Below are 20,583 nucleotides of genomic sequence, written 5' to 3' on the forward strand. Positions count from 1 at the left end.
TTCTCCCCTCCAATAAAATATAGTTTATAATATCTCAAATACTAAATCAGGACACATTGTATAACAAGCGCCACATTGAATGCATTTTTCTTCATCAACTTTGATAGTTACAAAGCCTTTTTTATTTGTGTAATCAGAAAGACTTATTGCATCTTTTTTACAAGCTTCAATACAAAGATAACACCCCTTACATCTTTCAACACTCAACTTGACTTTTTCCATTTCTTAAATCTCCCCTTTATGTAATATTTTTTTACTTAATTTTAAATATATAATATTTATATTTTATATAGACATTATATATGCTTCAGCATTGTTCCATACTTTAGAACATCGTTCTATTTTGTATTGCTTAATTAAAAGATAACACATTCGCTTATATATTTCAACAACATTTTAAATTTTAAGAATATTTAATTTTTGATTAAATAAAAAGAGGTCACATTTAAACTGATATTCACAAATAACAATTTAAATATAACCTCTTTTTATTGTTTCGATTAAAAAATTATCTAAAAAGCTCAGATATACTTTTTGCAGTTTCCATAACTCTTTTAATTTTATACTCAAAATCTCCTTCTCTCATTCTTATAGTTGGACCAGATAAACTTATTGCTGCAATAGCTTTATTATCTTTATCTAAAATAGGTGCTCCAATACAAGTTAGCCCATGTTCTAATTCTTCATCATCTATGGCATATCCTTGTTCTTTTATTTTTGCTAAAAAAAGCATCATATCATCCCAATTATCAATTGTATGCTCTGTGTATTTGTGTATTGGTGTCTTTCTATATTTTTCAAAGTCTATAGAATCATTAAATGCCATAAGACATTTTCCAACTGCTGAACAATAACATTCGCTACTGGAGCCAACTGATGGATTTACTGAGAGTAGTTGATTTGAGCCATATTCTTTATGTATTATTATACTTCTTGGAGAATCTTGAGCTCTTTCTTCTAATATAGATACATTAACCACTTCGTTAAATTCTTGATTTAATTTTTTCGTATATGGTTTTACTATTTCATTCAATGACATTTTTTCTCCCACAACCATACCTATTGCATATAAATTTATTCCTAGCCAATACTTACCATTTTCTGTGTTTTGTATAACAAAACCCTTGTTTTCAAGAGTGACTAAAGTTCTATGTACAGTACTTTTATATACTCCCATAGCTTTACTTATTTCAGTTATTCCCATTTCTCTCTTTTCATGATACAATAGCAAAATTATGTCTAGGGCTCTATCTAATGCATTTATTATTTCTCCCATATACAAATACTCCTCCTGCGAATATTAAGTGCTACTTCAACACTCTACTAAATATTATATATTAAAATTACAAAATTATCTATTTATCTTAATTATATTTTATAAAACAAAAATATTATACTTATTTTATAAAATAAAAACAAAATACTTGCTATGTCTTCCTTATTTTTTCTCTTAATGATATTGTACTGTTATATTTTCATCCTATCTAGATAATAATAATATATATCTCTATTATACAATAGATTCAGTTTTATACAAGACTAATAACGAGGTGTGACAATGGATAATTTTAAGAAAAGATTGTTAAATGAACTACCCAACTTTAAAGAATATTCTTTGAAGTTCTTAAATGAAGAGATAAATAAAATGCAATACAAAGGCTTTTCTGGTGGATATGGAGTTTATGCTCAAAGGGACAAAAAGTCTTTTATGATAAGGCTTAGAGTATCTGCTGGAGTTTTATCCAAACATCAACTTAATAAAATTTACGAAATGGCTGTTAAGAATGATTTAAATAAAATACACTTAACAACTAGACAAGCTATACAACTACATGATTTGTCTATAGACTCCATTGTTGATGTTATGGAAGAAGGAATAAAAAACGACATCTTTACTAGAGGTGGTGGTGGTAATTATCCTAGAAATGTAGGATTATCTCCACTATCGGGAGTTGACCCTGATGAAGCCTTTGATGTTACTCCATATGCAGTTGCTACTGATAAATATTTTATCAAAAATGCTACTACATATAATTTACCTAGAAAATTAAAGGTTTCTTATTCTAGTTGCTATACAGATGCTGCTCATTGTAGCATACAAGATTTAGGATTTGTGGCTACTTTAAAAGATGGTAAACCATATTTTAGAGTTTTCTTAGGTGGAGGTTTAGGTAAACAACCTAAGGTCGCTTTAGAGCTTGGTGAACTTATAAAACCTACAGATGCACTATACTGTGTTGAAGGTATGATTAAGTTTTTTATGGCTTATGGTAATTATGAAAATAAAAATAAAGCTAGGGTTAGATATATGGTCGAAACACTTGGTGAGAAGTTATTTTTAGAGAAGTTTAAAGAATATTATAAAGCAGAAAAAGAAAAAGGTAACCTTGAACTCAATGTTGAAGAAATAGATTACTCAAAGCCTGGTGTTAAAATAGATATTCAGGATTCTAGATTGATACCTCAAAAACAAGATGGTTTATACACTGTATATATACATCCTGTTGGAGGTATCTTATCGACAAAGGATTTAAGTATTTTACTTCAAGAATTAGACATTATTGAATCTCCTATGATTAGACTAGGAATGACAGAGGGATTATACATCTTAAATTTAAATGGAAATGAAGCAAAAAAAATATTGGAAATAAGTAAGACTATTAGTTGTAATTCTCAACTAGAACAAAGTATCTCCTGTATAGGTGTTCCAATATGTCAAATGGGTATACAAAACAGTCAGAAAATGTTACATGAAATCATAGATTACTTTAGATTGCAAAATAATGAAGAAATTTTAAATAAAGCTCCTAAATTATATATATCAGGATGCTTAAATTCATGTGGTGTTCATCAAGTTGGTAGTATCGGTTTATGTGGTAAAAAGAAGAGTGTTGATGGTGTATCTACAGATGCATTTGAATTGTTTGTTGGAGGCAGTTTTGAGATAGGCAAAACTAAATTAGGAAAATCTATAGGTGATTTTAAAGCTAGTGATATTCCTGAAATACTTTATAAAATATCTGAAGTTTCTTCAGGAGATTTTTATGAGTGGATAAATTCTAATAGTGATATTTTAAATAAAATAACTGATAAGTATAAGATATAATTTATTATGTTTGCTTATAAAAAATGAGATAGCTATAAGCTATCTCATTTTTTATAAGTAATTTAAGTTTTCTTATTTATAAACTATTTTAGATAAATCACAAATCTCTAACATAGTATCATATATTTGTTTAAGTAAACCAAGTCTATTATTCTTAATAGCTTCATCATTATCCATAACCATAACTGAATCAAATAAGTTATCAACTACTGGTCTTAAAGATGCAAATTCATCCAAAGCAACACCATATTTCTTATCTTTCAATAATTCCTTAACTTTTACTTTTACTTGTTTAAACTCATTGTAAAGTTTGATTTCTGCATCTTCTTTTAATAACATTTCGTCAATTTTATCACAATCTGCTTTTTGAGCTAAAGTAGAAACTCTATTAAATGCAGTAAGCATTTCCACTAACTCATCTTTTTCTAACCAATTATTAAGCTCTAAAGCTCTCATATGCATATCAGAAACATCATTTATATCAGAACTTAATACAGCATCAACAACATCATATCTTATACCTAAATCTTTAAACAGATTTTTCACTCTCTCATTGAAGAAATTCATTATTTGTTCAACAACTTCTTCTTTATTAAAATCTAAGTCAGAATAATTATCTAAAGCATGTTCAATAAGCACTTTTATATCTACAGCAACTTTTCTATCCATTAGTATACTAAGTATACCTAAAGCTTGTCTTCTTAAAGCATATGGGTCTTGAGAACCTGTCGGTTGTATCCCTATAGCAAAGAAACCTGCTATTGAATCCAACTTATCAGCTATTGATAATGCAACCCCAGCATTAGTTTTAGGAAGTATATCTCCTGCAAATCTTGGAAGATAATGTTCAAAAATAGCTTCGCTTACAACATCATTCTCTCCTCCAACTTTTGCATATTCTTTTCCCATAAAACCTTGTAATTCGTCAAATTCTCCTACCATTCCAGTAACTAAATCTGCCTTACATAACTTAGCAGCTCTTATAGCGTCTGTCTTTTCATCTACTAAACCTAAACTATCAAGTATATCAGCACTTAATTTTTCAAGTCTTAAAGTTTTATCATAAATAGTTCCTAGTTTTACTTGGAATACAACAGTTTTTAATTTTTCTATGTAGCTTTCTAAGTTTCTCTTAGTATCTTCTCTATAGAAAAATAAAGCATCTGCAAGTCTTGCTTCTAAAACCTTTTCGTTTCCAGCTTTAACATTATCTATTCTGTAAGAATCACCATTTCTAACAGCTATAAAGTTAGGTAGCAGTTTTCCATCTTTAAGCACTGGGAAATATCTTTGATGTTGTTTCATAGGAGTTATAACAACTTCTTTTGGTAATTTTATATAATCTGTATCAAATTCTCCATAAAAAGCAGTTGGATACTCAACTAAGTAAGTTACTTCTTCAAGTAAATCTTCATCAAATTCAACTTCTCCACCTAAAGAATTTGCAACTTCTATACATTGTTTTCTTATAATTTCTTTTCTCTTATTTTGGTCTAAAACTATATAATTCTTTTCTAATTTTTCAAGATAGTCTTCTATAGAATTTACTTCTATTGTACTTTCTCCTAAGAATCTATGACCTTTTGTTATATTAGAAGATATTATTCCTTCTAAGTCAAACTCTAATACCTTGTCATTCAACAATGTAACTATCCATCTTATAGGTCTTGCAAATTTAAGATTTTTACCTCCCCAACGCATAGCTTTTGGGAATACTACAGATTTTATAGTCTCTGGTAATATATCTTTTAATACTTCTGAAGTCTCTTTTCCATCTTGTTTTATAGTTGCAAATATATATTCATCTTTACCAACTTGTTTAAAGTATATATCAGACTCACTTAATCCTTTGCTTTTTATAAATCCTAATGCTGGCTTTGTTAAATTATTTTCCGCATCAACAGCAATTTTTTTAGCAGGACCTTTTATTTCTTCTTCTAAGTCACTCTGTTTATCACTCAATCCTTCAACTACCAAAGTCAGTCTTCTTGGTGTACCATATGCACTTATTTTGTCAAAAGATATTCTATTTTCATCAAATAATTTGTTAAGATTGTTTTTTAATTGTTCTAGTGTACTGCCTACAAATCTAGATGGCATTTCTTCAACACCGATTTCAAATAAAAGATAATTTTTCATTATTTGTCACCGTCCTTTAAAAGAGGGAATCCCATTTCTTCTCTTTGTTTTACAAAAGTTTCTGCAACAGTCTTTGCCATATTTCTAACTCTACCTATAAATGATGCTCTTTGACTAACACCTATTGCGCCTCTTGCATCCAATGTATTAAATGCATGAGAGCATTTTAATACATAGTCATATGAAGGTATTACAAGTCCTTTTTCCATAAGTCTTAATGCTTCTTTTTCATATATATCAAACAGATTAAAAAGCATATCTGCATCACATAATTCAAACGCATACATTGAGTTTTCATACTCAGCTTTATTAAATACTTCACCATAAGTTATTTTATCATTCCATTTTAAATCATAAACACTATCAACTTCTTGAATGTACATAGCTAATCTTTCTAATCCATATGTAATTTCTCCTGTCTCAAGCTCACATTCAATATTACCTACTTGTTGGAAATACGTAAATTGTGTTATTTCCATACCATCTAGCCAAACTTCCCATCCAAGTCCCCATGCACCAACTGTAGCAGCTTCCCAGTTGTCTTCAACAAATCTTATATCATGCTCACTTGGGTCAATTCCAATTTCTTTTAAACTTTCCAAATACAACTCTTGTATATTCTCTGGAGATGGCTTTAATATAACTTGGAACTGATGATGTTGATATAGTCTGTTTGGGTTTTCACCATATCTTCCATCTGCTGGTCTTCTTGAAGGTTCTACATAACATACTTGCCAAGGCTCAGGTCCTAGTGATCTTAAAAAAGTATTTGGATTCATAGTTCCTGCACCTTTTTCAATATCATAAGGTTGCATCATGATACAACCTTGCTTTGACCAGTATTTTTGCAACGCTAGTATCATCTCTTGAAAATTCATAAAAATCCCTCCTATAACAATAAAGCCTCTCGTCTACACGAAAGGCTATTTTAATAGTTCTTCTACAACTTTTAGAATATCAAATTCTATAAAATTTGTCAATGTTAGTGATAATTCTTATAATTATCTTCTCTTCATTTTTTAAAAGTCACTTTATATCTATTTATTTTCGTCTTCGTCTTCTTTATTCTTTTCAAATTCTTCTTTCATAAGGTCAGCAGTTACATCTTTATCATCTTCTTTTTTGTCAACCACTACATCCTTAACATCTTTAGCAGCATTAGTTATCATATTCTTCAAAACATGAAGTTTTTCTTCATTCAACTCACCTAAGTCTACGATTTCTCCATCTTCTTCATTTTGAACTTTTATACGATATTTACTTATAACAGCAGCTGATAAGCCTACTAAAGTAGCTAATGGAACAAAAGCTAATCCAACAACTCCAACTGTTAAAGGAATGTTCATCATAGTTTTTCCATCTTTCTCAACTATTACTCTTACTACACTACTTTTTCTAAGAAGCTCTTTTAGTTGAAGTTTTATATTTTCTCCATCTTTACCAAACACTTCTTCCATAGTTTCTTTAGCAGATTTTGCTTTACAATTACAAGTATTTTTTTTATTTTCTAAATATATTACTGCCTCAATTACGTCTCCATTGCATACTACTAATGCTTCTTTTGCTTCTGCATAAGTTGCTCCTGGAACTCTTTCAAAGACTGAATCAACCATTTCAATAGTTATATTACTACTCATCATTATCCACTCCCTTATTGTTTTTTACACTTTGTAATACGTGTAATGATTTAAAATTAATATTATCAACATAAACTTTCAAATACTTGTCTAGAATATTTTCAAGCTCATGTGTTATATATTTTGATACTTTAGCTTTACTACATGTTAAAATATCATTCTTTAATACATATTCCATAAGACTTATAGTTGTTAAGTCTAATTTTATGTTATTATCAAAAAGTTTACTACACTTACTACATAGTATACCACCTTCATAGATATTAAACACAGAATTTTGTAAAATTTTACATTCACAATTAATGCATTTATTTACTATAGGTTTAAATCCTATATAGTCTAAAAATTTCAACTCGAATGCTGCTGTTATAAACCTATTATCTGTATTCTCCTGTGTATACAAGTACAATGTCTGTGCAAGTAATATAAATAGCCTATTATTAGTCTGATTTTCAAGTATAGAATTCTCAACTAATTTTGTAATATATGTAGCATAAGAAAATGCTTCTATATCATAGGATATATTATAAAAACTCTTTATTATTTCACTTTGAGTAACCTTGTACATATTACCTTGTTTTTTTAAGGTAAAATTGCTATAAGAAAATAACTGTGATGATGAAAGTAAAGAGCTCTTATTTTTTTTAGCTCCTTTTGCTATTGCAGATACTTTTCCAAGCTTTCTTGTAAATAGTGTAAGTATTACGTCACTTTCCTTGTACCTTATAGCTTTAAGTACTATCCCCTGGGTGTTCAGGATTATCATCGTCTTCTTTTTTCTCCCTTACTTCTTCAATTTCTTCATGTATGTTTTTGCAATCACAGAAATATAGATATGCATCTATACTACCTGTTTTTTTAAAAACTTCCCAACTTATATTGTTCATTTTTAAAAAACCCCCTTCTTACATTTATACTTATATTTTTAGTAAGAAGAGGATAAATCATACATAAAGTTATTAAACAATTTTTGACAATAATGCCGTTGTTATTATAAAGTAAACTGCTATACCAGTTATATCAAGAGCTGTAGATATAATTGGTGATGAAACTGTAGATGGGTCTGCATCCATTTTTTTTAATAGAACAGGCATAAATGCACCTATTGTTGCACCTAAAACCATATTTATAAATAATGATATTGAAACAATTAGTACAATGTCTAATTTTCTCATAACAAAGTAAATCACAATACCAGTTATTATACTACATAAAAGACCTGTAATAATTCCTACAATACCTTCTCTTACCACATTACTAAAATTTAAATCTTTATTAGATAGTGTTATTACTGTAACAGATGATGATTGAGTTCCAATATTTCCACCCATACCTATTACTACAGGTATAAAAAACACTAATGGAGCATATACAGGATTCATTATATAATCTAAGTTAGAAAGTATTAAGGAAGCTAATAATCCTCCTATTAATGTAATAATTAACCAAGGTAATCTTCCTCTAAGTGCTGATATTGTTTGCTCTTTCAATGTAGGATTTTCTTTTTCAGCAACTTCTCTTTCATGTTCTGAACTTCCTGCAAATTTATACATATCTTCTGTTGCTTCTTCTTCCATTACATCGATTATATCATCTACTGTTATTATTCCTTTTAATTTTTCTTGTCTATCAACTACTGGAATTGCTATTAAGTTGTATTTAGATACTAATCTTACTGCTTCTTCTCTATCTTCATCTACATAAACAGAGATTATATTTTCACTCATTAATTCTTCTACTATATTTGCATCTCTTGCTATTATTAATTCTCTTAATGATAATACTCCAACTAGTTTTTCTTCATCATCAACCACATATATATAATAAATAGTTTCAGCTTCTTCAGCTTCTTCCCTCATATGGTCTATAGCTTCAAGAGCTGTCATGTCTTTATTTATAGATATATATCCAGTCGTCATTGTTCCACCAGCAGAATCTTCATCATAGAATAACAGTTCTTTTACATACTCAGCATTTTCTTGATTCAAAAGATTTATTATATGTTCTCTCTCTTCTTCTTCAAGCTCACTTAATTTATCTGCCATATCTCCAAGAGACATAAGTTCAAGTATATTTTTTGAGTGTTCTACATCAAGCTTAGATAAAATACTAACAAAAAACTCTACACTACCTTCTTCTAATATAGAAGATGCCATATCTAAAGGAAGTACTTCAAATAATTGAATTTTCATGTCTTCCTCTAAATTTTCCATTATATCGAATATATCAATTATATGATATTCCTCTATTAATTCTCTTAACTCCAATACTTTATTATTAGCAATTAATGATTTTACTTCATATAATAAATCTTGGGAAGCATCCAGTTTCCTATCCATATAACCCACCTTTATTTATCATTATATCCAAAATTATTTATATAATTTTGTAAATTTCTCCAATTTTCTTTAACCTTAACCCATAATTGAAGATTTATTTGTGACCCTAAAAGTAATTCTATATCTTGTCTTGCTGATTTTCCTATTCCTTTTAGTTTCCTACCATTCTTTCCTATTATTATTCCTTTATGTGAATCTCTTTCACAATATATCACAGCAGATACATCCACTATTTCTTTATCATTTCTTGCTTTCATTTTTTCAATTTCAACAGCTACACCATGAGGTATTTCATCATTAAGATAGTGAAGAACTTTTTCTCTTATAAGTTCTGCTATTAATACTCTCTCTGGTTGGTCTGTAATCATATAATCTGGAAAATACTTTGGACCTTCTTCTAAATAATTTTGTATAACTTTTATTAAGGTATTCGTGTTTTTTCCTTTTAATGCTGATATTGGTACTATTTCTTTAAAAATACCTTCATTATCATACATTTTGATTATATCAAATAACTCATCTTTTTGGTCTAGTTGATCTATTTTATTTACAACTAGAATTATTGGTGTTTTAACACTTCTTAAGTCCTCCATTATCTTTCTATCTCCAGGACCTATTTTTTTAGAATCATCAACTACAAATAATATTAAATCTACATTTTTGAAGGCATCTGTTGCTGCCTTCACCATAAATTCACCTAACTTATTTTTTGGTTTGTGAATGCCTGGTGTATCTAAAAATACTATCTGCATCTCTTCATCTGTATATACTGCTTGTATTGTATTTCTTGTAGTTTGAGGCTTATCACTCATTATAGCTATTTTTTCTCCAACTACATTATTCATTAAAGTAGATTTCCCTACATTTGGTCTCCCTACTATACTGACAAAACCTGATTTGAACATTAACTGTCTCCTAACTTTATTTATCTTCTTGTTTTAATTATTTATATTTTTTAAATCTATTTTAAATCATTTCCAGAGAAATAGTTTGGCAACAAATCCTTTATATCCTGCTCAAAAACCTCTCCTTTAGTATATCCTGTTATTATTTTTATATCAGAACCAAACTCTATAATTACCTGTCTGCATATTCCACAAGGATATGTTTGCTCATTATTTTCTGAGTTGTCACTTGCTATAGCTATTTTATATATATCTTTGTCTCCTTCTGATATTGCTTTAAAAATAGCTGTTCTTTCTGCGCAATTTGTTCCACCTAATGATGCACATTCAATATTACACCCAGTATAAACTTTACCACTCTTAGTTAAAAGAGCTGCACCTACTCTAAAACCAGAGTAAGGAGCATAAGAATGTTGCCTGGCATTTTCTGCCAACTTTAACAATTCTATGTTATCCACAACATCTCCTCCTGTATACAATAATTAAAAGTTATTTTTATTTAATACTCTACATTATATCATAAAAATTTAATTAGCACAGATTTGTTTTATTTTAAACATTTTATGTACATTTATTTTAATTGTAGAACATTCCAAGCTGAAACACTAGTATAGCTATTAATACACCTAACAAAGCTCCAGCTATAGTTTCCCAAAATGTATGTATTTTTCCTTCAATCCTACTTTGGGCAACTAATACAGCCATTATATATGCAAGAGTAGACGCAACTACTCTTTCAGTCATAAGTGTAATTGCAGTTGCTATAGCAAATGCTAATGCAGCATGACCACTTGGCATACCTCCTTTTAGAGGTGTTCCTGTAGAAGTCAATGCTTTTACGACCACTACAGCTATAAGAACCAATAATATACATATCAAGGTTATATGTAATTCTGATTCTCTTATCTTATAAATTAATATCCCAGATATATCTGTCAATTTATCATAAAATAAAATATATCCAACCACTACTGAGTTTAGTGCTGCCACTAGAACACCACCTGCTGCAACATCTTTTGCTATCTTAGCAAGTACATGGTATTCATCAGTCACTAAATCAACAGCCTTTTCTATAGCTGTATTAAACATCTCAGCAACTACAACTAAACATATAGACATTAATAACATTATCATTTCTAATTTTGAGAAATTAAAAAACAAACTTATTATAAGCACAGCAACTGAGCCTAAATAGTGTATTTTCATATTTCTTTCAAATTTAAATGTATACAATATCCCTTCTATAGCTGCATTAAAAGCTTTAATTATACCTTGACGAGTTTTTCCTGGTTTCATAAAAACTACTCCCTTGTTATGTTTAACTTATTCAATATATGTTCTTCTTTTTCTCTCATTTCCTTTGTATTCTCATTTGTATCATGGTCATAACCTAAAAGATGAAACATACTATGACATATTAAAAAACACACTTCTCTTTCAAAACTATGGTTATACTCTATACTCTGTTCTAAAGCTCTTTCAAGAGACACTACTATATCACCTAGAGATTCTTCTTCTAACTCAACATCCTCAAAATCATCACTTAAAAGAGGAAATGATAAAACATCAGTTGCTCTATCAACACCTCTATATTCTCTATTTAACTCATGAATCTCTTTATTATCTACAAAAGAAAGACTCACCTCATAATTATCATCATATCCTTCATAATCCAAACATTCTATGATTATATCCTTTATCTTTTCAATTAGCTCTTCATTTACTTCTAATTTATCTTGTCTATCATCTAATATCAAATCCATTAATTACACCTACTTTTTATTCATTAATAATGCTATACATCTATATTACTACACTTTTACTTTCTTTTGAAAGTCTTTTCCTGTATTTTCATTTTTTTGCGTTCTTCTTTTTTAAATTCTTCTCTTTTATCATGTTTCTCATAAGCTCTTATTATCCTCTGTACTAACTCATGTCTTACAACATCTCTATCTGTTAACATTATAGACCCAATCCCTGGAACTCCTTTAAGAATCTCTGTAGCTTGTATTAGACCACTTTTCTTATTTTGTGGTAAATCTGTTTGTGTTATATCACCTGTAACTACAGCCTTAGAGCCAAATCCTAATCTAGTTAAAAACATTTTCATTTGCTCTGAAGTGGTATTTTGAGCTTCATCCAATATTATAAAAGAATTATCAAGTGTTCTACCTCTCATAAAAGCAAGTGGTGCAACTTCAATAGTGCCTCTTTCCAAATATTTATTAAATTTATCAGCACCTAACATTTCAAATAATGCATCATATAATGGTCTTAAATATGGGTCAACTTTATCCTTTAAATCCCCTGGTAAAAAACCTAGACTCTCCCCAGCTTCCACAGCTGGTCTTGTAAGTATAATTCTACTAACCTCATCTCTTTTAAAGGCTTTTACTGCCATAGCTACTGCAAGGTAAGTCTTTCCTGTTCCAGCAGGTCCAACGCCAAAAGTTATATCATTATTTTCTATAAGCTTTATATATTCTTTTTGACCTAGTGTTTTAGGTTGAACAGCTTTCCCTCTTTGTGTTATAACAATGGTTCCCTCAAGTTCTTTTATTTTTTGTTCACTACCTTCAAGTAAAAGGGATAACGAATAAGAAATACTCTGTTTATCTAAATGTTTACCATTTGATACAGTTTGATGCAATTCATTCATAAGCTTTAGTGCAGAATCTACATTTTTTTCTTCTCCAATTAAAATTATATTGCCTTCTCTAAGTATCACATCTATATTTAAAGTTTTCTCTATTAATTTTACATTTTCATCAAAATTTCCAAATAATTCTCTTTCAAAATTCCCATCTGCTATTGTAAATTTTTTTTGTATTATCAATTGAATTGTTCCTCCTCAAGTTTTAAGTTTAATTTTATTAGTTATTGTTACTATTATTATTTTGACTGTTGTTACTATTTTGATTACTATTATTTTCATTAGAGTTATTTTTATTATTATCTTTAGTATCTTCATCAAAGTCATTTCTTATATCATTTAATGGTCTTTTTTCTGGATTAGAAGGAACTTCCTCTTCTCCTTCTTTTGGTTTACTTTCTTCCTTTATAAATCTTTCTGCTTCTGATTTACTAAGAGGATAAATTTTAGCAATATTTTCACTAGTTTGAACTGTTATTAAATATTCTAACATGTTTTTATTAACCTTAAAGTTATGTTTTACATCTATTATTCTAGCCGAAGCTGGGATTATGTATTCTAACTCTTTTAAAGCTTTTTCAGATAATTCTTTTTTCAACTCTTCTTTATTTCTTTTTACCTCAACTTTTTTTGTTTCATAGAAGGTACTCGTCTTTATCTTTATTGGAAAAGTATAATCTCCTATTGCTAATTTTTTTTCTTTATTTTCAACAACATAATTTTTATATTTTATATTTTTCCTCATTGTAAATTCTTTATCATAAAAGCTTATTGTGTATATGTTTTTCTTTTCTCCTGTCTTTTTATTTACAGTGTCCACATAACTTGCCTTCTTGGCAGATTCATAAAAAGTACTTGCCCATACTTCTGGTATTGATTTTGTATTAGCTCCATTTAGCAATACATCTCCCTTTTGTACTATATCTCCAGATTTAATAACGGATTTACCACTTCTAGGGATTACCTTTTCTATTATACCATTTTTTAAAGCAATTACATTACAATAATTTGATTGGTCTGTAGATTTTAGGGATTCTGCTTTTTTCGTAACAGTAACAAATATATTTGTTCCTTTTACATTAATAGATAAATACGCCACATCATTAAATTTCGACATCATATGGTCTCTAACTTCTTTTCTATCAATACTCTTCTTATAAACTCCTGGCCTTACTCCAACCTTGTAAAGTTCACTTCTGAGAGCTTCTTTTTTTATACCTTCAGGAGATTGTATATATACATCTGTCACAAACTGCGATGTAGACATCAATAAAAATAAAGAGAGAATAGCACAAATCCACATACCTTTGTGCTTATAAATTCTTTTAATAATAAAAGGAACCCCTGTTTTTTGTTTTACCTTTATCTCAAACTTACTGCCTCTATAAATATTCTTAAATTCTTTTATATCTTGTCTATCTATATGAAACTCAATTTTAGTATTTTTTATTCTAGTTACATTGTAAACACTTATCCCATTTCTTATAAGATGATTTAAAAATTGTTCAAGTCCTACTCCTTCCACAACTATAACATAGTATCCCCTTATAAAGCTTATCAAGTGTATCTCCTCCTAATCAACATACTCCATATTGTAGATAATTCCTTTTATACCTATCTCACTATCAGTAATATACTTAAGCGAAAGTTTATCACCAGATATTTTAATCGTTTTAACTTTGGTCTTTATTCTTATTAAGTCAACTTCATACTCAAGTATTGATAGATAATTTTCTATACTAATAAACGTATTACCTGTAACAGTAACAACTGGTTGATTTACCTGTAAATCAGTGGATATTTCTAACATAAGCATTACCCCCTTAATTAATTTTATGCTTGAAATAGGTATTTATGCACTTTATTGATGTTATAACAGATTAGTTCTAAAATTTTTATACAATAAATACCCTAATAATTAATATATTATTTAAACAATAAAAAGGTAATCATATTGATAAAAAATCAACATGATTACCTTTTTATTTTTCTTATATAGAATCTACAATGTATACAATTTTTTTATTAGTCTTGTTCTATTAAACCATATCCACCAGCTTTACGCTTATACACTATGTTTATTTCAAAATTATCTTGATTTCTAAACATATAGAAATTGTGTCCTACCAATTCCATTTGAAGTATTGCCTCTTCTGAACTCATAGGTTTTACATTAAATTTCTTTCTTCTTTCTATAACTATATTTTCATCTTCTTCATCATCATAATCATAATCATTAAATTCACTGCTGTTATCTATAAAGTCAACATTTTCAAATCTTATGCTCTTATTATTTTGACCTTTGTCTTTAACTTTAGTTTTATACTTGACAACTTGTCTACTTAATTTGTCACAAACAATGTCAATTGCTGCATATAAATCATCTTCTACATCTTCTGCTCTTATTATTTGCCCACTAATAGGAATTATTGTGACCTCAACTTTTTGTCTATCCTTTTTCGCACTTACTGTTACTTTCACTTCTGATTCAGGATCAAGGTATTTTTCTAACCTACTTAATTTTCCATCTACGTATCCTTTTATTCCGTCAGTTAATTTCATTTGTCTCCCAGATACTATTATTTGCATAAAAACCTCTCCCTTCAAGCCTTTCCAATTCTAATACTTTAATATGTTAATCTTTAAATACAATTTTGATAAATTTATTATATTTAAATTAATATTATTGTATATGAAAATGATTCTTTTTAATAGTCTATTCATTTTTTATTTGATATGATATTATTAAAAGTACAGGGTAATTTACAGAATCTTTACATTCTATTTATTAATAAACCATATAAAATAATTCAAGAATCCAGCATAAACAAGCCACATCAAATAAACCAAATTTATGTATCCAGCTCTCTTATCTATTTTAGAAAACTTTGAAATCATTATTACAGAAACCAAAATCATTATTATTATGTCTACTAAAGCTGTAAATCTAAGTCCAAATCCAAAAAATAATATAGTCCAAACAAAATTTAATGCAAGTTGTAACCCATAATAAAAGATTGCATCTCTTACTTTAGGTAAATTGTAACCCTTTCTTAATATTAAGTATGAAGATATACCCATCAATATGTACAATATAGTCCAAACTATCGGAAAGATAAATGCTGGTGGTGCAAAGCTTGGCTTTGTGAGCTGTAAATAGTAGGTTGAGATATCTGTCCCACTAATAATCATTGTTAAAACACTACTTAAATAACCTATTATTAATGGTATCAATATGTTTATCAAAAAATTTCTAATTTCCTTTACTGATATAATCAAATTCTTCCCCTTCTTTCAAAATTTTCTTTGATTATAGATATGCTCAAATATGACTTGTTATTCTCAAAAAATATAAAAAGCCTAGAGATTTCTCTCTAGGCTATATCAATCTATTGTAAGTTTTGTTTTACCAACTTATTTATAAGTTTTCCATCAGCTCTTCCTTTAACCTTTGGTTGGATAACTGACATTATTTTTCCCATATCCTTCATAGAAGTTGCTCCTACTTCAGATATAGTAGATTTTACAATTTCTTCTAACTCTTCTTCGCTTAATTGTTGAGGTAGGTACTCTTTTAAAACTTCAATTTCAGCTTCTGTTTCTTTTATTAAGTCTTCTCTTCCAGCTTTTTCAAATTCAACTAATGCATCTCTACGTTGCTTTAATTGCTTTGCTATTACATCGATAATTCCATCTTCATCAAGTTCGACTCTATTATCAACCTCATACTGTTTAATGGAAGCTCTTATTAAAGTTACTACAGATTTTCTCACTGTATCTTTGTTTTTCATAGAAGATTTCAAATCCTCTTGTAACTTTTGCTTAAGGGACATCCCCTTCACCTCTTTATTCTTATTTACTACTATTTCTTAGCGTTTTTTCTTCTTGCTGCTTCAGCTTTTTTCTTACGCTTAACGCTTGGCTTATCATAGTGCTCTCTTTTTCTCACTTCTGACATGATGCCAGACATTGCACATTGACGCTTGAATCTTCTTAAAGCGCTGTCTAATGTTTCATTCTCTCTAACTCTTACTTCTGACATTTCTTTTTCCCTCCCTCCAATAGCGCAATTATGCTGGGACTGTAACTATGTTCTTTTTGCATAATATGCATTACAACCTAACACTTTGTTTATTATAAACTAAATTTTTACTTTTATCAAGTATTTTTATCAAGAAGGAACTCAATTTTTCAATAATTTAGTTTAGTTTTGTCCCGCTTCGTAATTAGGAAGCTTTTTACCAGCTAAAATATGATAGTGCAAATGTTTAACTTCTTGCCCTCCATCACTTCCACAATTATTTATGATTCTGAATCCAGTTTGGTCAAAACCTTTCTCCTTAGCTATTTTATTAATAACAACATGAATATGTGACACAATATCCATCTCTTTATCAGGAATATCAATTACACTATCGTAATGTTTTTTAGGTACTACCAATATATGGTATGGAGCAACTGGGTTTAAGTCGTTAAATGCTAAGACTCTATCATCTTCATAAACTTTAGTTGAAGGTATTTCTCCGTTCGCTATTTTACAAAAAATACAATCCATTTTTTCCACCTCCTATCTTATAAATATTATAATTTCTACATGTTATATCAAAATTCCTTCTACATATTCATCTTTTACGTCATTTATTTTCACTTTTAATATCTGACCTTGTATATTTTTGTCACTTTCAACAACAACTCTTATATAATTTGATGTTAGCCCCTCAAATTTATTGCCTTCTATATTTTGTTCAAATAAAACATCTAACTCACTTCCAATAAATTTATTTGCAAATTTATTAAAATTTACTTTGCTTAAATTTAAAAGTTGCTCACTTCTAAAATGTTTCATTTGAGGGTCAACCTGATTTTCCATAGTCGCAGCTGGAGTCCCTTTTCTTGGTGAGTATTTAAAAATATGCATTTGTGAAAGCTCTATTTCTTTTAAAAACTCATATGTTTCTTTAAACTCATCGTTTGTCTCTCCTGGAAATCCTACTATCACATCTGTAGTTATTGCGACATTTGGCATTTTACTTCTCAATCTATCTACAATAGTTTTGTACTCTGAAGTTGTGTATCTTCTATTCATTCTTTTTAAAGTTTCATCACATCCACTTTGAAGTGATAAATGGTAATGAGGACAAACTTTATCCATCTTTAAAACTTCATTCACAAATTCATCTGTAAATAAGATTGGTTCAACAGAACTAAGTCTAATTCTCTCTATTTTATCTATTTCATTTATTTGTTTTATTACATCAAGAAGTTTAATATCCTTATCTTTTAAATCTTTTCCATAAGAGGCAACATGTATTCCTGTTAATACGACCTCTTTATAGCCATTATTAGCCAATTTTTTCACTTCATCGACTATACTATCAATATCTCTACTTCTAACGCGTCCTCGTGCATAAGGAATTATACAGTAGGTACAAAATCTGTCACATCCATCTTGTATTTTCATAAATGCTCTAGTCTTTCCGTTAGCTTGACTGATTTCTATTTCTTCAAATGCTTTAACCTTCATTATATCATCAACTGTACTAACTTTCTTACTTGCATCTATCTTTTTAATTTCTTCAACAATCTTTCTTCTGTCATTTGTACCCATAACTAAATTTACTTCTTCTATATCCAAAATTTCCTCTGGAGATACCTGAGAATAGCATCCCACCACGGCTATTATTGCATCTGGATTCTTCTTTTTAACTCGTCTTATATATTGGCGAGATTTTCTATCACTCATATGAGTAACTGTACATGTATTTATAACATAAACATCAGCATATTCTTCACTATTAACTTGTTCATAACCATCTTTTTCAAATAGCTCTAACATAGCCTCAGTTTCATATTGATTGACTTTACACCCAAGTGTATAAAAAGCTACTTTTTTCAATTTATTTTTCTCCTCCTAAATCACTTAGCTCATACAAAGTTATTGTTGATGCTACAACAGAAGCTGTCTCAGTTCTCAATATTCTAGGCCCTAATGATACAACACTACAATTATCTTGTTGTACTTGCTCTATCTCTTCTTCAGAAAATCCACCTTCAGGACCTACAAAAATTCCAACACTCTCTATATTAGAATCACACTTTTTAAGTGCATCTTTTATTGAAACTGTTCTTTCATTTTCATAAGGGCAAATATTTATATTATTTTTCTTCATATCTTCTAAAGCTTCTCTAAAACTTAAAATACCTCTTAGTTTTGGTATTTTACCTCTTTTACTTTGCTTTGCTGCTTCATAAATTATTCTTTCCCAACGTTCAAATTTTTTGTCTTCTTTTTTGTCATCAATTTTAGTAACACTTCTCTTAGTTTGAACTAATATTATTTCTTCTACACCTACTTCAGTTAACTTTTGAAGTATCATCTCCATTTTTGGGGCTTTAGGAAGCCCTTGATATAATCTTATTTTAAGTACTGATTCTCTATTTATATCAACTTTTTCTAAAATATTTAAATTAACCACACTTTTATCTATATTCGTTATCTCACAAATATACTCATTATTATTCTTGTCACATACCTCAAGCTTCTCGCCTAACTTACATCTTAAAACTTTTGAAATATGTTTTACATCTTCACCTTCTATAGTGCAAGTTTTATCTTGTAGATTTATATTATTTTTTTCAACAAAAAATCTGTCCATTATACTCCACCATACCCTCTATTTTTTAAGCTTAGAAACTATTGCTGACCATTCACCTAGTTTTTGAACTTCAACTATTTCAAATCCATTTTCAATTAAACTTTCTTTAACTTCTTCTACTTTATCCAGAATTATACCTGAAGATATGAATATAGCATCTTCTTTCATAAAGTTTTGAACATCTTTTGCAAGTATTTTTATTATATCAGCTATTATATTTGCAACTATTACATCAGCTTTATCTTTTATTACATCTGTTAAATTACCATGCATTACAGATACATTTTCCTCTACCTTATTTTCAATCACATTTTCTTTTGCAACTTTTACTGCCACTTCATCTAAATCTACAGCTATAACTTCTTTTGCCCCTAATTTGGCTGCTGCTATTGCAAGTATTCCACTACCACAACCAATATCAAATACTTTAGAATCTTTGTTCACATATTTTTCTAATTCTCTTATACACATACTAGTAGTCTCATGTGTACCTGTACCAAATGCCATACCAGGGTCAAGCTCTATTATTAAGTCCCCTTCTTGCACAGTATAATCTTCCCATGTAGGTTTTACTACTACTCTTTGTCCTACTTTTGTTGGTTTGTAATATGCCTTCCATGCATTTGCCCAATCAGCTTCATTTACTTGGTCTAATGATACACTTCCTTCACCTATATCTATACCAAAATCTTTTAGACCTAAAACTTTTTGCTTTATTATTTCGACAAATTCCATCACATTTTTTTCTTCTGAAACGTAAGTTTTTATAAGTACATCATCTTCTTCATTCTTTTTAAATACTTCTTCTTCAACATAGTCCCAATCTAATTCATTTTTCTTCTGAAATAGAAAGTCTTTTGGGTCTTCTATTACAGCCCCACCAGCTCCTTGTTCATATAGTATATTTGTTATAGGTTCAACTGCTTCTGTTGTTGTTTTTATAGTTACTTCTATCCAATTATTCATAAGTTTACCTCTCTTCTTTATAGTAATCTTCCTGTTTTTCCATAACTTTTATTATATCATACTTTTTTGTTTTATAAATTTTTAATAGTAATATCTTAATTACATATACTTTTCAATTTTTACCAAGCTAAGTATATAAACAGTAATTTAGAAACCATATATTATTAAATTTTATTAAAAAA

General features: G+C 28.9%; 24 protein-coding genes. 1 reads left to right on the top strand and 23 read right to left on the bottom strand.

Annotation, left to right across the window (positions count from 1 at the left end; all coding sequences use genetic code 11):
• Window positions 1-24 precede the first annotated feature (24 nt).
• Both ACTG46_RS13515 and ACTG46_RS13520 read right to left on the bottom strand, forming a co-directional pair.
• Window positions 25-222: a 4Fe-4S binding protein gene (locus tag ACTG46_RS13515; RefSeq protein WP_003416663.1), complete on the bottom strand. Its 198-nt coding sequence runs from the start codon at window positions 220-222 to the stop codon at window positions 25-27.
• A 286-nt stretch (window positions 223-508) separates the two neighbouring features.
• A complete protein-coding gene (locus tag ACTG46_RS13520; RefSeq protein ID WP_054271042.1) occupies window positions 509-1,276 on the bottom strand; it encodes an IclR family transcriptional regulator in 768 nt (255 codons plus the stop codon).
• A 282-nt stretch (window positions 1,277-1,558) separates the two neighbouring features.
• On the opposite strand from ACTG46_RS13520, the gene ACTG46_RS13525 reads away from it, so the two are divergent.
• Complete coding sequence (locus tag ACTG46_RS13525; RefSeq protein ID WP_479923002.1) at window positions 1,559-3,106, top strand: nitrite/sulfite reductase; 1,548 nt, start codon at window positions 1,559-1,561, stop codon at window positions 3,104-3,106.
• Between the two features lie 72 nt (window positions 3,107-3,178).
• On the opposite strand, the gene glyS is transcribed toward ACTG46_RS13525, so the two are convergent.
• From glyS to prmA, 21 genes are all read right to left on the bottom strand, one after another.
• Window positions 3,179-5,245, bottom strand: coding sequence for a glycine--tRNA ligase subunit beta (gene glyS, locus ACTG46_RS13530; RefSeq protein WP_479923003.1), 2,067 nt, complete (start codon window positions 5,243-5,245; stop codon window positions 3,179-3,181).
• Window positions 5,245-6,123 carry a glycine--tRNA ligase subunit alpha gene (gene glyQ, locus ACTG46_RS13535; protein WP_479923004.1) on the bottom strand — a complete coding sequence of 293 codons (879 nt, stop codon included), beginning with the start codon at window positions 6,121-6,123 and terminating at the stop codon, window positions 5,245-5,247. Before glyQ ends, glyS begins: the two co-directional genes overlap by 1 nt.
• Window positions 6,124-6,282: 159 nt before the next feature.
• Window positions 6,283-6,882, bottom strand: a complete 600-nt coding sequence (locus tag ACTG46_RS13540; RefSeq protein ID WP_021385335.1) for a DUF4342 domain-containing protein — start codon at window positions 6,880-6,882, stop codon at window positions 6,283-6,285.
• A complete protein-coding gene (gene recO / locus ACTG46_RS13545) occupies window positions 6,875-7,648 on the bottom strand; it encodes a DNA repair protein RecO (protein ID WP_054271045.1) in 774 nt (257 codons plus the stop codon). The genes ACTG46_RS13540 and recO overlap by 8 nt, the downstream gene beginning before the upstream one ends.
• The gene (locus ACTG46_RS13550) at window positions 7,614-7,769 is read right to left on the bottom strand and encodes a YqzL family protein (protein WP_003416649.1); all 156 of its coding nucleotides are present in this window, start codon (window positions 7,767-7,769) and stop codon (window positions 7,614-7,616) included. Before ACTG46_RS13550 ends, recO begins: the two co-directional genes overlap by 35 nt.
• Window positions 7,770-7,841: 72 nt before the next feature.
• On the bottom strand, window positions 7,842-9,221 hold the full coding sequence (gene mgtE / locus ACTG46_RS13555) for a magnesium transporter (RefSeq protein ID WP_054271046.1): 1,380 nt from the start codon (window positions 9,219-9,221) through the stop codon (window positions 7,842-7,844).
• 11 nt (window positions 9,222-9,232) lie between these two features.
• Window positions 9,233-10,126, bottom strand: a complete 894-nt coding sequence (era, locus tag ACTG46_RS13560; protein ID WP_227832377.1) for a GTPase Era — start codon at window positions 10,124-10,126, stop codon at window positions 9,233-9,235.
• 56 nt (window positions 10,127-10,182) lie between these two features.
• Entirely contained in the window at window positions 10,183-10,584 is a 402-nt protein-coding gene (locus tag ACTG46_RS13565) for a cytidine deaminase (protein ID WP_054271048.1), read from the bottom strand.
• 118 nt (window positions 10,585-10,702) lie between these two features.
• Window positions 10,703-11,422, bottom strand: coding sequence for a diacylglycerol kinase (locus ACTG46_RS13570; protein WP_021385290.1), 720 nt, complete (start codon window positions 11,420-11,422; stop codon window positions 10,703-10,705).
• Between the two features lie 5 nt (window positions 11,423-11,427).
• On the bottom strand, window positions 11,428-11,889 hold the full coding sequence (gene ybeY, locus ACTG46_RS13575; protein ID WP_479923005.1) for an rRNA maturation RNase YbeY: 462 nt from the start codon (window positions 11,887-11,889) through the stop codon (window positions 11,428-11,430).
• A 56-nt stretch (window positions 11,890-11,945) separates the two neighbouring features.
• A complete protein-coding gene (locus ACTG46_RS13580; protein WP_054271049.1) occupies window positions 11,946-12,962 on the bottom strand; it encodes a PhoH family protein in 1,017 nt (338 codons plus the stop codon).
• A 37-nt stretch (window positions 12,963-12,999) separates the two neighbouring features.
• Complete coding sequence (gene yqfD / locus ACTG46_RS13585) at window positions 13,000-14,340, bottom strand: sporulation protein YqfD (RefSeq protein ID WP_054271050.1); 1,341 nt, start codon at window positions 14,338-14,340, stop codon at window positions 13,000-13,002.
• Window positions 14,341-14,352: 12 nt separating this feature from the next.
• The gene (locus tag ACTG46_RS13590) at window positions 14,353-14,589 is read right to left on the bottom strand and encodes a YabP/YqfC family sporulation protein (RefSeq protein ID WP_021385288.1); all 237 of its coding nucleotides are present in this window, start codon (window positions 14,587-14,589) and stop codon (window positions 14,353-14,355) included.
• Window positions 14,590-14,804: 215 nt separating this feature from the next.
• On the bottom strand, window positions 14,805-15,368 hold the full coding sequence (gene hpf / locus ACTG46_RS13595) for a ribosome hibernation-promoting factor, HPF/YfiA family (protein WP_054271051.1): 564 nt from the start codon (window positions 15,366-15,368) through the stop codon (window positions 14,805-14,807).
• Between the two features lie 192 nt (window positions 15,369-15,560).
• A complete protein-coding gene (locus ACTG46_RS13600; RefSeq protein ID WP_054271052.1) occupies window positions 15,561-16,058 on the bottom strand; it encodes a TspO/MBR family protein in 498 nt (165 codons plus the stop codon).
• A gap of 110 nt (window positions 16,059-16,168) precedes the next feature.
• The gene (locus ACTG46_RS13605) at window positions 16,169-16,612 is read right to left on the bottom strand and encodes a GatB/YqeY domain-containing protein (protein ID WP_054271053.1); all 444 of its coding nucleotides are present in this window, start codon (window positions 16,610-16,612) and stop codon (window positions 16,169-16,171) included.
• A gap of 29 nt (window positions 16,613-16,641) precedes the next feature.
• The gene (gene rpsU / locus ACTG46_RS13610) at window positions 16,642-16,821 is read right to left on the bottom strand and encodes a 30S ribosomal protein S21 (RefSeq protein ID WP_003416618.1); all 180 of its coding nucleotides are present in this window, start codon (window positions 16,819-16,821) and stop codon (window positions 16,642-16,644) included.
• Between the two features lie 162 nt (window positions 16,822-16,983).
• Window positions 16,984-17,334: a histidine triad nucleotide-binding protein gene (locus ACTG46_RS13615; RefSeq protein WP_054271054.1), complete on the bottom strand. Its 351-nt coding sequence runs from the start codon at window positions 17,332-17,334 to the stop codon at window positions 16,984-16,986.
• 42 nt (window positions 17,335-17,376) lie between these two features.
• Window positions 17,377-18,675 (bottom strand): tRNA (N(6)-L-threonylcarbamoyladenosine(37)-C(2))-methylthiotransferase MtaB, encoded by a 1,299-nt coding sequence (gene mtaB / locus ACTG46_RS13620; protein WP_479923006.1) that lies wholly within the window; start codon window positions 18,673-18,675, stop codon window positions 17,377-17,379.
• 1 nt (window position 18,676) lies between these two features.
• Window positions 18,677-19,435 carry an RsmE family RNA methyltransferase gene (locus ACTG46_RS13625; protein ID WP_479923007.1) on the bottom strand — a complete coding sequence of 253 codons (759 nt, stop codon included), beginning with the start codon at window positions 19,433-19,435 and terminating at the stop codon, window positions 18,677-18,679.
• Window positions 19,436-19,453: 18 nt separating this feature from the next.
• Complete coding sequence (gene prmA / locus ACTG46_RS13630; protein ID WP_054277181.1) at window positions 19,454-20,401, bottom strand: 50S ribosomal protein L11 methyltransferase; 948 nt, start codon at window positions 20,399-20,401, stop codon at window positions 19,454-19,456.
• Window positions 20,402-20,583 lie beyond the last annotated feature (182 nt).

The organism is Clostridioides sp. LIBA-7678, assembly GCF_056716065.1.